The sequence below is a fragment of the Salinicola halophyticus genome (assembly GCF_003206695.1).
Taxonomy (GTDB): Bacteria; Pseudomonadota; Gammaproteobacteria; order Pseudomonadales; family Halomonadaceae; genus Salinicola; species Salinicola halophyticus.
Genome location: NZ_PZJN01000004.1, coordinates 1 through 15,140 on the forward strand (window position 1 = coordinate 1; position 15,140 = coordinate 15,140).

Genomic DNA, 15,140 nt, shown 5'->3' on the forward strand with positions numbered 1-15,140 from the left:
CGCGTCTGACCGAAGACCCGGCCATCAGCGTGCTGCTGCTGGAAGCTGGCGGGCCGGACTACCGCGCCGATTTCCGCACCCAGATGCCGGCGGCGCTGGCCTACCCGCTGCAGGGCAAACGCTACAACTGGGCGTTCGAGACCGACCCGGAACCGCACATGGACAACCGTCGCATGGAATGCGGCCGTGGCAAGGGCCTGGGCGGCTCCTCGTTGATCAACGGCATGTGCTATATCCGCGGCAATGCGCTGGATCTGGACAACTGGGCCAAGCGGCCGGGACTGGAAAGCTGGAGCTATCTGGACTGCCTGCCCTACTATCGCAAGGCGGAAACCCGCGATATCGGCCCCAACGACTATCACGGCGGCGACGGCCCGCTGAGCGTGGCGACTCCGAAAGCCGGCAACAACCCGCTCTACCAGGCATTCATCGAAGCGGGTGTCGAGGCGGGGTATCCGCGCACCGACGACCTCAACGGCTATCAGCAGGAAGGCTTCGGGCCGATGGACCGGACGACGACGCCCAACGGTCGCCGCGCCGCGACGGGTCGCGGCTATCTGGACATCGCCAAGCAGCGCGAGAACCTGACCATTGTCACCCACGCCACTACCGATCGCATTCTGTTCGAAGATCAGCGAGCCGTGGGTGTCAACTATCTCCACAACCATCTCAACAACAGCCAGCCGCGTCAGGCCCTGGTTCGTCGAGAGGTGCTCTTGTGTGGCGGGGCGATCGCCTCGCCGCAGATCCTGCAGCGCTCGGGCGTGGGCGACCCGGCGTTGCTGGAATCGCTGGGCATTCCCGTGGTGCACAATCTCAAGGGCGTCGGCGAGAATCTGCAGGATCATCTGGAGATGTATATCCAGTACGAGTGCAAGGAGCCGATCTCGCTGTATCCGTCGCTGAAGTGGTACAACCAGCCCCAGATCGGCGCGGAGTGGATGTTCTTGGGCAAGGGTATCGGTGCCAGCAACCAGTTCGAGGCCGGCGGATTCATTCGCAGCGACGACAGTGAACCGTGGCCCAACCTTCAGTACCACTTCCTGCCGATCGCGATCAGCTACAACGGCAAGAGCGCGGTCCAGGCCCACGGCTTTCAGGCCCACGTCGGCTCGATGCGCTCCGAGAGCCGCGGCCGCGTCCAGCTGGTCGACAAGAACCCGCGTAGCGCACCCAGCATTCTGTTCAATTACATGTCCACCGAACGCGATTGGCAGGAGTTCCGCGCCGCGATCCGGCTGACCCGCGAGATCATCGATCAGCCGGCGATGGATGCCTATCGCGGTCGCGAGATTTCCCCGGGGCCGGACGTCAAGACCGACGAGCAGCTCGATGCTTTCGTTCGCGAGCATGCCGAAACCGCCTATCACCCCTGCGGCACCTGCCGCATGGGAACCGATGACGACGCCGTGGTCGACCATGAAGGCCGGGTGCATGGCATCGAAGGCCTGCGCGTCATCGATGCGTCGATCATGCCGCAGATCGTGACCGGCAATCTCAACGCCACCACCATCATGATCGCCGAAAAACTCGCCGACTGCGTTCGGGATCGCGAACCGCTGCCGACGTCTAAAGCCCCCTATTACGTCGCCGACGGCGCCCCGGCGCGTCAGACGCCGGCCAGAAGCGCCTGACACGCTTTTCTGGTTCCAACTTCGTCTGTTCCTCAGCCCGGCCCTGGCGCCGGGCTTTTTTCGTCTGTCGATGTCATCCGCGCCATCGTCGGCTGGCTGTCGTGCGATTATTTGCGCGCTAATTGCGCATTGTGCGAACAGTGTTCCGTTACACTGAGTTCGCCTTTACGCTAGTTCGACTACACGTTCGTCCGGCTCTAGTTTCATTCGGCCCAGGCTCATCAGATGCAGGCCCGTTCGATCGGTGTGGGGCCACGTCATAAAGTCAGTACAAGGAACGCTTCTCGACATGTCCTCTTCTCCTTCGTCGTCTCGCGCTCGTCGCCCGCTACGCTGGCTCTGGCTGCTGGCGTTGATCGTCATCGTGGCCGCCGTCGTCTATTACGTGTTTGGCCGCGGCGGCGAGTCCGAAACTGCAGCAGACGCCGCAGGGCCGGCCGGTGGCGCGCCACCGGCGACGGCGATATCCGCCGTTGCGGCCAGCCAAGGCGATCTGCCGATCGAATTGACCGCGCTGGGCACCGTGCGTCCGCTCTCGAGCGTGACGGTGCGGCCGCGTGTCGAAGGCGAACTGCTGTCGGTCAATTTCGAGGAAGGCGAGACGGTCAAGAAAGGCCAGCGGATCGCCCAGGTGGATCCGCGCGACTATCAGGCGCAGCTGGACCAGGCCAAGGGTCAGCTGGCCCAGGATCAGGCTCAACTGGCGTCGGCGAAAGAAGACCTGGCGCGCTATGAAAAGCTGATCGGCTCTAACTATGTCTCGAAGCAGGAACTGGAACAGCAGCGCCAGCTGGTGCGCCAGTATCAGGGTACTGTCGCCAGCGATCGGGCCAGTGTCCAGAGCGCCCAGGTGCAGCTCGACTACACCGACATCGTCGCGCCGATCACCGGCGTGGTGGGGATCCGCAACGTCGATCCCGGCAATATCATCCAGCTCGGCGACGACGACCCGATCGTCACCATTACCCAGCTCGATCCGATTTCGGTGATCTTCTCGCTGCCCAGCCGCTACATCGATACTGTCAGGGGTCGCCTGACCGATGGCGATCGCCCTCAGGTCAGTGTCACCGGCACCAACGGCGAAACCTACTCGGGTCAGCTCAGCAGCATCGACAGCAACATCAACAGTGCCACCGGCACGATTCGGCTGCGCGCCACCTTCGACAATCCGGCCGGGGGGCTTTACCCCAACGCCTATGTCGATGTCAGCCTGGTTTCGCAGATCCTGCGTGACCAGGTCATCGTGCCGGAGCCGGCGGTGCAGACCGGCCAGGACGGCAACTACGTCTACGTAGTCAAGGCTGACAATACCGTCACCCGCCGGGACGTCACGCTGGTGGCGACCCAGAACTCCCAGAGCGCGCTCTCGTCAGGCGTCGAGGCCGGCGAGCGTGTGGTGGTCGACGGTGTCGACAGCCTGCGCGAGGGCGCCAAGGTTCGGGTGGTCAGCGACGCCCTGCCGGGAGAGTCCAGCGACGAGGTCGCCGACCCGGCCGGCGGTGGCGCCGAGAACCAGACCAGCAGTGGCGCTGCGAACCAGGCCAGCGATAACAGTGCGAATCGCGGCAGCGCCTCATGAACCCGTCCCGCCTCTTCATCCTGCGCCCGGTCGCCACTTCGCTGGTGATGCTGGCGATCCTGATCGCGGGCGCGCTGGCGTATCGGCTGCTGACGATCTCGTCGCTGCCGGAGGTGGATTTTCCGACCATTCAGGTCACCACGCTCTATCCCGGCGCCGGGCCGGACGTGATGCTCTCCCACGTCACCTCGCCGCTGGAGGACGAACTCGGCGAGATCTCGGGTCTGGAGGACATGAGCTCGACCAGCACCGGCGGCGCCTCGCTGATCACGCTGCGCTTCTCGCTCGATTCCGATATGGGCGTCGCCGAGCAGGAGGTCCAGGCCGCGCTGAGCCAGGCCGAAACGCTGTTACCCGACGATCTTCCCCGCCCACCCAGCTACAGCAAGGTCAACCCCGCCGACACTCCGATCATGACGCTCGCGGTCAGCTCGGATACGTTGCCCCTGACCCAGGTCTACGATCTGGTCGATACGCGCATGGCGCAAAAGATCGCCCAGATCAGCGGCGTGGGCCAGGTCAAGCTGGCCGGCGGCCATCAGCCGGCCGTGCGCATCAGCGTCGATTCACGCCAGCTTGCCGCCTACGGGCTCGATCTCGCCGCGGTACGCAGCGCCGTCGCCGCGGCCAACGTCAATCAGGCCAAGGGCACGCTGTATGGGCCCTACCGTGCCTATAGCATCGACGCCAACGACCAGTTGCTGTCGGCGAGCGGCTATCGTGACCTGATTCTCAAGAACGACAACGGCTCGGTACTGCGCCTGTCGGACGTCGCCAGCGTCGAGGACGGCGCCGAGAACGCCAATCTGTCGGCATGGGCTAATCGCCAGGGCGCCATCCTGATCGACGTGCTGCGTCAACCCGGCGCCAACGTCGTAGGCGTCGCCGACGCCATCAAGCAGAGCCTGCCGGGGCTTGAGAACACGCTACCGGCCGGCGTCGACGTCGAGATTCTCACCGACCGCACCACCACCATCCGCGCCGCGGTGGAAGACGTCCAGTTCGAGCTGATCCTCGCCATCGGCCTGGTGGTGATGGTGACGTTCCTGTTCCTGCGCAATATTCCGGCCACGCTGATTCCCAGCCTGGCGGTACCGCTGTCGCTGGTGGGCACCTTCGGCGTGATGTATCTGGCGGGATTCAGCCTCAACAACCTGACGCTGATGGCACTGACTATCGCCACCGGCTTTGTCATCGACGACGCCATCGTGGTGCTGGAAAACATCACCCGCTACATCGAGAAAGGCGAAAAGCCGCTGGCAGCCGCGCTCAAGGGCTCGCGCCAGATCGCCTTCACCATTCTGTCGCTGACGATCTCGCTGCTGGCGGTGCTGATACCGCTGGTGTTCATGAGCGGCGTGGTCGGCGTGCTGTTTCGCCAGTTCGCGCTGACCCTGGCGATCTCCATCGTGATCTCGGCCTTCGTCTCGTTGACGCTGACACCGATGCTCTGTGCGCGCTGGCTGAAATATCGCCCGGAGGCCGCCGGCAGCGGGAATGACGCTGACGACGAGGACGACGAGACCCTGGTCCGCAACCGCCAGGGGCTGTTCGGCCGCGTCACCCGCGGCTACGAACACGCCCTGGACTGGATTCTGGGTCATCAGACGCTGACGCTACTGGTCGCGGTCGCCACGCTCGGCGTCACCGCGCTGCTGTTCCTCGCCACGCCCAAGGGTCTGTTTCCGGTGCAGGACACCGGCGTCATTCGCGGCACCACGACGGCCACCCAGTCGACATCGTTCGAGGCGATGTCCGCTCGCCAGCAGCAACTGGTCGATCGGCTGCTCGAAGACCCCGACGTCGCCAACATCTCCTCGAGCGTGGGTATCGACGGCACCAACACCACGCTCAACGGCGGCCGGCTTTCGATCAATCTCAAACCGCTGGACGATCGCGGCGACCTGAACAGCGTACTGAAGCGCCTGCGTGACGCCAGCCATGATATTCCCGGCCTGTCACTCGCGCTGCAGCCGGTACAGGATCTGACGCTGGAAGACACCATCAGCCGCTATCCCTACCAGTTCTCGCTGACCCAAGGCGACCGCGAGGCGCTGAACGCCGATGCCGGCAAACTGCTGGAGGCCCTCGAGCAATCGCCGGCCATCGCCAGCGTCAGCAGCGACGTGCAGAACGAGGGGCGCAAACTCGAGGTCACCATCGACCGTGCCCGCGCCGGGCGCCTCGGGGTCAGTGTCGCCGACATCGATGACGCGCTCTACGACGCCTTCGGCCAGCGCCTGATCGCGACCATCTTCACCCAGGCCAGCCAGTACCGCGTGGTGCTCGCCGCCAATGCGGCCAACGACGACGGCCCGGAAGCGCTGTCGCGGCTCTACGTCAGCAATGACGACGACGAGCTGGTGCCGCTGTCGACGCTGGTCACCCTGGCCGAGCGCACCACACCACTGTCGCTGCAACGTCAGAACCAGTTCCCGTCGGCGTTGATGTCGTTCGCCGTCGCCGATGGCTATTCGCTGTCGGATGCCTTCGACGCCGTCGACCAGGCGGCCGCCGAGACGCTCAGCGATCAGACCTCGCTGGATTACCGTGGCTCGGCACTGGCGTATACCAACTCCACCAGCGACACGCTGTGGCTGATTCTCGCCGCCATTGTCACCATGTACATCGTGTTGGGCATTCTCTACGAGAGCTATATCCATCCGTTGACGATCCTGTCGACGCTGCCCTCCGCGGCCATCGGCGCGCTACTGGCCCTGCAGATCAGCGGCTATTCGCTGGGTCTGGTGGCGATCATCGGCATCATCCTGCTGATCGGCATCGTCAAGAAGAACGCGATCATGATGATCGACTTCGCGCTGGAAGCGCAACGCGAGCGCGGCATGTCGCCGGAGAAGGCGATTCACACCGCGGCGCTGCTGCGTTTCCGGCCGATCATGATGACCACCTGCGCGGCGCTGCTGGGGGCGCTGCCGCTGATGTTCGCCAGCGGCTACGGCGCCGAGCTGCGCCAGCCGCTGGGCATCACCATGGTCGGCGGACTACTGTTCAGCCAGCTGTTGACGCTGTTCACCACGCCGGTGATCTATCTGTTTTTCGATCGTCTGGCTTCGCGCTGGAACCGACTGAATGCACGCCGCCGTCACGATGACGAAGCCGATGGTAACGACGAGCATGGCAACAGCTCGGCAGAGGCCCGGTCGTGAGCCTGTCGTCACCCTTCGTTCGCCGTCCGGTCGCGACGATTCTGCTGGCGCTGGCCATCGTGCTGCTGGGATCGCTCGCCTATGATCGGCTGCCGGTGGCGCCGCTGCCCAACGTGTCGTTCCCGACCATCATGGTGTCGGCGAGCCTCAGCGGGGCCAATCCGGAGACCATGGCCTCGACAGTAGCGACGCCGCTGGAGCGCTCGCTGGGGCGGATTCCAGGCATCACCCAGATGACCTCGTCGAGCTCGGATGGCTCGACCCGGGTGATCATCCAGTTCGATCTCGACAAGGACATCAACGTCGCCGCCCAGGAGGTGCAGGCCGCGATCAACGATGCCCAGCCACTGCTACCCAGCGCGATGACCAGCAGGCCCCACTATCGCAAGCTGAATCCGGCATCGGCGCCGGTGATGATCCTGTCGCTGACCTCCGACTCGATCCCCACCAGTGAGCTCTATCAGCTCGCCGACAGCAAGATCGCCCCGCCGATCGCGCAGGTGCCGGGCGTGGGCGACGTCAACGTCGGCGGCAGCTCGTCGCCGGCGGTACGTGTGTCGATCGATCCGCGCAAGCTTAACCATGCCGGCATTACCCTCGATGCGGTCGCCGGCGCCCTGCGCGCGGCCACAACCCAATCGCCCACCGGTTTCGTGCAGACCGTCAAGCATCGCTGGGAAGTCCAGAGCGACTCCCAACTGTTGAAAGCGAGCGACTATAGCCAGATCGTGATCGCCCGCGGCGACGACGGCTCGCTGATGCGCCTGGGCGACGTGGCCACCATCACCGATGGCGTGGAGGATCGCTACAACGTCGGCTTCCAGAACGAGCTCCCCGCTGTGCTGCTGGTCATCAGCAGCGCCAGCGGTGCCAATATCATCGATACCATTGCCGGCGTGCGGGAACGGCTCGACGAGGTCCAGAGCCTGCTGCCGGAGAACGTCAATCTCAGCGTACAGCTCGATCGCGCGCCCGGCATTCAGGCATCACTGCAGGAGACCCAACTGACGCTGCTGCTGGCGGTGGTGCTGGTGGTACTGGTGGTGTTCCTGTTCCTGCGCAACGCCCGCGCCACCATCATCCCCAGCGTGGTGATACCGGTGTCGCTGATCGGCACCTTCGCGATGATGTGGGTGTTCGATTTCTCGCTCGATACGCTGTCGCTGATGGCGCTGATCGTATCGATCGGCTTTCTGGTCGATGACGCCATCGTGGTGGTGGAGAACATTGCGCGACATATCGAACAGGGCGTGAAACCGTTCAAGGCGGCGCTACTCGGCGCCAGGGAGGTCGGCTTCACCGTGACCGCGATGAGCGTGTCGCTGGTGGCGGTGTTCATTCCGCTGTTGCTGCTGGGCGGCTTCATCGGGCGTCTGTTCCACGAATTCGCGGTCACGCTGTCGCTGGCCATCGGCGTGTCGCTGCTGGTCTCGCTGACACTGACGCCGATGCTCTGCGCGCGCTGGCTCAAGCCGCATCCCAAACGCGAGCGCCAGCCCGCCTGGGAGCGCGGTCTGGCTACCTTCGGCGGCTGGTTTCTGAATGGCTACGCCCGAACTCTGGACATCGCGCTGAAGCACCGCCGCTTGACGCTCTTGTCGCTGGTCGCGGTGATCGTGCTCAACGGCTATCTGTATACCGCCGTCGATAAAGGGTTCATTCCGGATCAGGATACCGGCCGCCTGCTCGGCACCCTGCGTGGCGATCAGGCGCTGTCGTTCGAGGCGGTGTCGGAGAAGCTCGATCAGGTCCGCGAGCGACTCCTGACCGACCCGGCCGTCGACAGCGTACTGGGCTTCATGGGCAGCGGCGGTCCTGGTCGCGGCGGCTCCTCGGCGACGCTGTTCATCACCTTGAAAGCCGACCGCCAGGGCTCGACGCAATCGATCGGCAATCGTTTGACTGCCAGCTTGCAGGGCATGACCGGGGTCAGCACCTTCATGTTCCCTTTGCAGGACATTCGCGTCGGCGGACGCTCCAGCAGCGCCTCGCAATACGAGATCACGCTGAAAAGCGACAACCTCGAACTGCTTGGCGACGGTGCCAGCCAGGTCCAGCAGGCGATGCAGCAGGTCGACGGCATCACCGGCGTCGACAGCGACAGCCGCGGCGACGGCCTGGCCGCCAAGCTGGTCGTGGATCGAGATACCGCCTCCCGCCTTGGCGTCGACATGCGCGCCATCGACACCGCACTGGGCAACGCCTTCGCCCAGAGCAAGGTGGTGAGTCTCTTTGACGCCGACGAGCAACGCTATGTGGTGATGGAGGTGGATGCCCCCTACCGTCAGGCGCCGGACGCCATCAGCGATCTCTACGTCAGCGGCAACGACGGCGAGATGATTCCGATCTCGGCGTTCAGCCATGTCGAGCGCAGCACCACATCGGTCACCGTCAATCATCAGGGCCAGTTCGCCGCTTCGACGATCTCGTTCAATCTCGAGGACGGCGTCTCGCTGGGCGATGCCACCGCGCGCATTCGCCAGGCCGTCGACGAGCTCCATCTGCCGACATCGGTACAGGTCGATTTCGAGGGCAGCGCCGGCACCTTCCAGAGCGGCATCGAGGCGATGCCGTGGCTGATCCTGGCGGCGTTGATCACGGTCTACCTGGTGCTGGGGATTCTCTACGAGAGCTATATCCACCCGCTGACGATTCTGTCGACGCTGCCGTCGGCCGGGGTCGGCGCGCTGTTGGCCCTGATGCTGCTGGATACGCCGTTCACGCTGATCGCGCTGATCGGGATCATCCTGCTGATCGGCGTGGTCAAGAAGAACGCGATCATGCTGGTCGACTTCGCCGTGGTGTGTGAACGCGACCAGGGCATGTCGCCGCAGGAAGCGATTCGCCACGCCGCACTGGTACGCTTCCGGCCGATCATGATGACCACCCTGGCGGCACTGCTCGGCGCCCTGCCGCTGCTGATCGGCACCGACGAAAACGCTGGCCTGCGCGCGCCGCTGGGGATCACCATCATCGGGGGCCTGATCATCAGCCAGATACTGACGCTCTACACCACCCCGGTGGTCTATCTCTACCTCGACAGGCTGCACCGTCGGCTGCGGCCAAGACAGATCGGCTCGGACCGTGCCAGCGAAGCGTAAGCTTCGGACTTACAGGCTCTTTTCGTAACTCGTAGCTCGTAGCTCGTAGCTCGTAGCTCGTTGCCCGTAGCCCGTAGCCCGTAGCTCGTGGCTCTTAGCTCGTCGCTCGTGGCTCGTGGCTCACGGCGCTCTAGCCCAAAGGATAACCCCGCCGGCTCTAGTCAGCCGGCGGCCGATCGGCTAGTCTGACAATCAAATTCAAACGCTCGTCTGAATTTCGTTTTCCTCTCGGAGTCCATCATGATCACACTGCTGCTCATCGTCCTGGCCGTCGTTGGCTGTCTGGTCGTCATGCGTCGTGAAGCCGGCGCGCTTGCGGCGATCGCCGTGCTGGCGGTTCTGGGTATCGTCGGGCTGGCGCTGGATGCCGAAGTGATCGGCACCTTGCTGCTGATCGCGGCGATCGGCGTCGCCGTCTGTGGTCTCAAGCCGATTCGACGCCTGTGGTTGTCGCCGCGACTATTCGCCATGTACAAGAAAATCGCCCCGCGGGTCTCCGAAACCGAGCGCGTCGCGCTGGATGCCGGCACCGTGGCCTGGGACGGCGAGCTGTTCAGCGGCCGCCCCGACTGGCAGAAGCTGCTCGCCTTCGACAACCCGGGGCTGAGCGAGGAGGAACAGGCGTTCGTCGACCATCAGTGCTCCGTCGCCGCCGGCATGTGCAACGCCTGGGAGATCGCCCGTGAACGTGCCGATATGCCGGAAGCGCTCTGGACCTACCTGAAGAACGAACGTTTCTTCGGCATGATCATTCCCAAGGCCTACGGCGGTCTCGGCTTTTCCGCCAAGGCGCAGTCCGCCGTGCTGCAGAAACTGGCCTTCAACGAGACACTGATGAGCACCGTGGGCGTGCCTAACTCGCTCGGGCCCGGCGAACTGCTGCTGAAATACGGCACCGAGGCGCAGAAGGACCATTACCTGCCGCGCCTCGCCGACGGCCGCGAGATCCCCTGTTTCGCATTGACCGGCCCGCGCGCCGGCAGCGACGCCACGTCGATTCCGGACGTCGGCATCGTTTGCCGTGGCATGCACGATGGCGAAGAAGTGCTGGGTCTCAAGCTGACGTTCGACAAGCGCTGGATCACGCTGGCACCGGTCGCGACCGTGGTGGGCCTCGCCTTTCGCATGTTCGACCCGGACAACCTGCTGGAACGTGGCGAAAGCGATATCGGCATCACCTGCGCGCTGATCCCCCGCGAGACGGAGGGACTGCAGATCGGACGTCGCCACCATCCGATCGGCAGCCCGTTCATGAACGGCCCGATTCGCGGCAAGGACGTGTTCATCCCGCTCGACTACCTGATCGGCGGCCTCGACATGGCCGGCCAGGGCTGGCGCATGCTGGTCGAGTGCCTCTCGGTCGGTCGCTGTATCACGCTGCCGTCGGGCGCCGCCGGCATCGGTCGCTACGCGGTGGGCTGGAGCGGCGGCTTCACCCGAATCCGGCGCCAGTTCAATATCGCCGTGGCGGACATGGAAGGCGTCCAGGAGCCGCTGGCGCGCATAGCGGCCAAGGCCTATATCACTCAGGCAGCCGTCATCCAGACCGCCAATACCATCGATCATGGCGTCAAACCGGCGGTGCCGTCGGCGATCCTCAAGAGCCAGTTGACCGAATTCCAGCGTGACGTGCTGGCCGATGCCATGGACGTCCACGGCGGCCGCACGGTGACGCTCGGGCCGCGCAACTATCTCGGCATCGGCTACAGCGCCAATCCTGTCTCGATCACCGTCGAGGGCGCCAACATCATGACCCGCAACCTGATGATCTTCGGTCAGGGCGCGATCCGCTGCCATCCCTACGTCCTCGACGAGCTGGCGGCCAAGGATGCCAATGACTTCGACGCTTTCGATCGGCTGTTCTTCCGCCATATCGGGCTGATCTTCGGCAACGGTGCGCGCGCCTTCACCCAGGCGCTGGGCCTGGGCAAGCCGGGGGTGCCGTTCGACGCCATCGCCGCGCCCTACGCGCAGGATGCCGCACGCCTTTCCTCCGCCTTCAGCCTTTGCGCCGATGCCGCCATGGCTAGCCTCGGGTCCAAGCTCAAGCAGCGCGAGATGATCTCGGCCCGTCTCGGCGACGTGCTGTCGAATCTGTATCTGCTGTCGATGGTGCTCAAGCAGTGGCACGAGACGGATCGGGTCGACAATGAAGCGGCGCTGTTCCACTACAGCTGTCGGCTGCTGTTGAATCGCGCCGAGCAGGCGATGGCCGATCTGTTCGACAACCTGCCCAATCGCGCATTGGGCATGACGCTATCGTTCGTCACCCAGCCGGTTGGGCGTCGCTGGCACAAGCCGCAGGACACGCTGACCCGCGAAATCGCCAAGGCGATTTCCACCGACAGCGCGCTGCGCCACAAGTTGACCCGCAATACCTGGGATACCTGGGAAGAGGGTCAGAAGGACAACGCGCTGGCGCGCTACAACGCCCTGCTGACCAACGCCGAACGTGCCGAGGCGATCTATCGCACCCTCAACAAGGCCAGAGCCAAGAAGACGTTGCCGGAGACCGCGCTGCATCCTGAACAGTGGATCGATGCCGGTCTCACGGCCGGGGTCCTCAGCGAGGAAGATGCGGCATTCATGCGTGCTCACGAAGCCGAGGTACTGGACATGCTGACGGTCGACGACTTCGCGTTCGATGCCTTCGTCACCCATCAGACAGTGCGGGAACCGGCGCCAGCCGAGGACGAGACCACCGTCTAACGCCGCTGGTGGAACATCACTCGCAATAAACCGAAGCCCCCGTCCAAACAACGGGGGCTTCGGCTTTTCAGGGGCACGACTTGAGGAATCTGTGAGTATCCGGAGCGATTCCAGTACCTTGGTCTATTCCAGTACGTAGGAATATTCCAGTACCTAGGGCTATTCCAGTATCTGAAGCTGTACTTCGGCGGCACCGTCATGAACCATGCCGAGCTGCTCCGCCGCCTTCCGGGAGAGATCGATGATGCGCCCATCGACGAACGGGCCGCGATCGTTGATGCGCACCACCGCCGTCTCGCCGGAATCCAGCGCGGTCACCTTTACCTTGGTCCCGAACGGCAATGTCTTGTGGGCGGCCGTCATTGCCCGGCCGTCGTAGGGCTCGCCGCTGGCGGTCGGCCGCCCCTCGAAATAGGCTGCGTAAAAGGTCGCTTCCCCCAGACGCTTCTTGTCAGCCGCGGCATCCGCCTGCACTCGAGCGGCCGCACTGGCCTGCCGATCGGAAGTCGAACCCGATGCTCTGCGCTTGGCGCCGGACTCTTTCTTGCCCGGCTCTTTCTTGCCCGGCTCTTTCTTGCCCGGCTCTTTCTTGCCGGGCTTAGCGCCGGGCTTGCCAGCCGTTGCGGCAGGCTGGGGCGGCGCGGTCGTGTCCCAGCCCTGCGGATGATGGGTCGAGGCACAGCCCGCCAGCAGGATGGAGACGATAGCGCCGGCCAACAGGCACTTGGGCGGTTGCGGTCGTCGAAACACCGGCCGCCGGAGCGGCGAGGATCTGTCGTCAGTGAGCTCTGATATCATCGTAGTTAACCTGGCTCTTTCTATTAGCCATTTTTATTGGCCATTCCTATAAGCCCCAAGGCTATAAGCTCGATAGGCTACAGGCTCGATAGGCCATTGCCGATCCGGCATCGGCGCGTCTGACAATGAACGTGGCAAGCAGACGCCGTCGCCGAGATCAGACGAGTCGTTGAACTCGGACTGGTCGTCGAAATCAGACAACGATAATCGACGATCGGCTCACGATAGCGGCCAAATAAGTAAAATCAAGGGAATGGCGGTTGCCATCACGACCACCGATAGCGGCAGCCCCAGCTTCCAGTAGTCGCGAAAATGGTAGCCGCCCGGTCCCATCACCAGCGTGTTGGACTGATGCCCGATCGGCGTCAGGAACGCGCAGGAGGCGCTGACCGCCACCGTCATCAAAAACGGGTCGAGAGAGACATTCAGACCGCTGGCGAGATTGGCGGCGATCGGCGCCATCAATAGCGCCGCGGCGGCGTTGTTGATCACGTTGGACAGCAGCAGCGTGATCACGAACAGCGCCACCAACGTGATCACCGGCGGCCAGCCATCGCCGAGTGTCATCATGCCGTTGGCGACCATCTGTGCCCCGCCGCTGGTCTCCAGTGCCTGGCCGACCGGCAGCATCGCCGCCAGCAGCACGATCACCGGACCCTCGATGGCGTCGTAGCCCTCGCGCAACGGCAGCACGCCGGAGGCCAGCGTGACCAGCGCCGCCAACGACATCGCGATCGCTGCCGGCAACAGGTCGAACATCATCGCGGCAATGGCTACCGCGAAGATCGCCACCGACAGCAACAGTTGGCGAGGCTTGCCCAGCGACAGCTTGCGACTGGCCAGCGGCAGGCAGCCCAGCGCCGCGAGGCTGTCGCTGAGGCCGTTCTCGTCACCCTGCAGCAGGAGCACGTCGCCTGGCTGAAAGCGAACCTCGCGAAGACGTTGCTTCAACCGCGCGCCGTCACGGGAGACCGCAACCAGATGCAACCCGTGCTGATTGAGCAGGCGAAGGTGCGTCACGGTGCGCCGGATCATCATCGAATCGGTACGCACCACCGCTTCCACCAGTTGCAGGTCCTCTGCATCCAACTTGGGAACGCGGGCAGCGCTCGCTTCCTCGTCACTCTCCGACACCGCATCGCCGGCCGGTTCGTCATCCCGGGACCGGGCGCCGAGAGTCAAGCCGCCCTTGTCCTCCAGCTGTTTGAGATCCTCGGGTCCCGCTTCGAGCAGCAGAATGTCGCCCGCCTGAAGCGGACCGAAGAAGCGATGCCCCGAATGCTGCTTGTCACCCCGGATGATGCCCAGAATCGGCACCGGCTCATCGCATACCTCCCGCAGTTCGCGAAGCGTCCAGCCCACGGCCTTGGCCGACTCACCTACCGTCAATTCGCTGAGATAGGCCGAGGTCTCGAAAAGCTCGGCGGCCGAGGCCTGCCCTTGGCGCTGCGGCGTCAGCTTGCGGCCCACCAGCACCATGAACAGCAGCCCGACGAACGCCACACCGACACCCACCGGGGCAAAATCGAACATCCGGAAGGCGCCCTCTCCCTGGCTGGCGCGAAAGGTGCTGATAATGATGTTGGGTGGCGTGCCGATCAGCGTGATCAATCCGCCCAGCAGCGAGCCGAAAGCCAGCGGCATCAGTAGAAAGGAGGGCGAAGTCCCGTGTTCGCGGGCGACACGGACTGCCACCGGCAGCAGCAGCGCCAGCGCGCCGACATTGTTCATGATCGCCGACATCAGAATCACGGTCGTGGTCAGCACCACTAGTTGCCAGACCGGCTGGCTACCCGCCTTGAGCGCCTTCTCGGCGATCCAGTCGACCACACCGGCGTGCTCGAAACCGCGACTGAGCACGAGGACCGCCGCCACCGTGATCACCGCCGGATGGCCGAAGCCGGAGAAAGCCTCGTCCGCGGGTACCACGCCCAGCAGCACACAGCTCAGCAGCGCTGCCATGGCAACGAGATCATAGCGAAACCGACCCCAGACGAAAGCGACCAGCGTCACCGCCAGTATCAGGAACACCCAGGTTGCATCCTGCATCGACACGCTCCTTGTGCGAACGAGGACAGATGAGAGCGAATGGCGCCCGTCATGACCGAAAAAGCCGGCAACGCGCTATCGCGATGCCGGCCTGGATATCATA

Annotated in this window: 7 protein-coding genes; 5 read left to right on the forward strand and 2 right to left on the reverse strand. The window is 64.1% G+C overall.

All coding sequences use genetic code 11. The features are described from left to right. The 5 genes from betA to DOM58_RS05320 all read left to right on the forward strand — a co-directional run. The coding region (gene betA / locus DOM58_RS05300) for a choline dehydrogenase (protein ID WP_110692073.1) at positions 1 to 1,634 on the forward strand (1,634 nt) is incomplete at its 5' end. A 289-nt stretch (positions 1,635 to 1,923) separates the two neighbouring features. Then, a complete protein-coding gene (locus DOM58_RS05305; RefSeq protein WP_110692074.1) occupies positions 1,924 to 3,213 on the forward strand; it encodes an efflux RND transporter periplasmic adaptor subunit in 1,290 nt (429 codons plus the stop codon). After that, on the forward strand, positions 3,210 to 6,380 hold the full coding sequence (locus tag DOM58_RS05310) for a multidrug efflux RND transporter permease subunit (protein ID WP_110692075.1): 3,171 nt from the start codon (positions 3,210 to 3,212) through the stop codon (positions 6,378 to 6,380). Before DOM58_RS05305 ends, DOM58_RS05310 begins: the two co-directional genes overlap by 4 nt. After that, complete coding sequence (locus DOM58_RS05315) at positions 6,377 to 9,481, forward strand: efflux RND transporter permease subunit (protein WP_110692076.1); 3,105 nt, start codon at positions 6,377 to 6,379, stop codon at positions 9,479 to 9,481. The genes DOM58_RS05310 and DOM58_RS05315 overlap by 4 nt, the downstream gene beginning before the upstream one ends. Before the next feature lie 240 nt (positions 9,482 to 9,721). Then, complete coding sequence (locus DOM58_RS05320; RefSeq protein ID WP_110692077.1) at positions 9,722 to 12,190, forward strand: acyl-CoA dehydrogenase; 2,469 nt, start codon at positions 9,722 to 9,724, stop codon at positions 12,188 to 12,190. Positions 12,191 to 12,349: 159 nt separating this feature from the next. On the opposite strand, the gene DOM58_RS17610 is transcribed toward DOM58_RS05320, so the two are convergent. After that, entirely contained in the window at positions 12,350 to 12,940 is a 591-nt protein-coding gene (locus DOM58_RS17610) for a septal ring lytic transglycosylase RlpA family protein (RefSeq protein ID WP_245392164.1), read from the reverse strand. Between the two features lie 267 nt (positions 12,941 to 13,207). Beyond that, positions 13,208 to 15,037 carry an SLC13 family permease gene (locus DOM58_RS05330; protein ID WP_110692078.1) on the reverse strand — a complete coding sequence of 610 codons (1,830 nt, stop codon included), beginning with the start codon at positions 15,035 to 15,037 and terminating at the stop codon, positions 13,208 to 13,210. Between the last annotated feature and the right edge of the window lie 103 nt (positions 15,038 to 15,140).

Excerpts from the sequence above, each read along its gene's own strand:
- DOM58_RS05305 (WP_110692074.1), top strand. The coding sequence starts at position 1,924 with ATGTCCTCTTCTCCTTCGTCGTCTCGCGCTCGTCGCCCGCTACGCTGG.
- DOM58_RS05320 (WP_110692077.1), top strand. The coding sequence starts at position 9,722 with ATGATCACACTGCTGCTCATCGTCCTGGCCGTCGTTGGCTGTCTGGTC.
- DOM58_RS05310 (WP_110692075.1), top strand. The coding sequence starts at position 3,210 with ATGAACCCGTCCCGCCTCTTCATCCTGCGCCCGGTCGCCACTTCGCTG.
- DOM58_RS05330 (WP_110692078.1), bottom strand. The coding sequence starts at position 15,037 with ATGCAGGATGCAACCTGGGTGTTCCTGATACTGGCGGTGACGCTGGTC.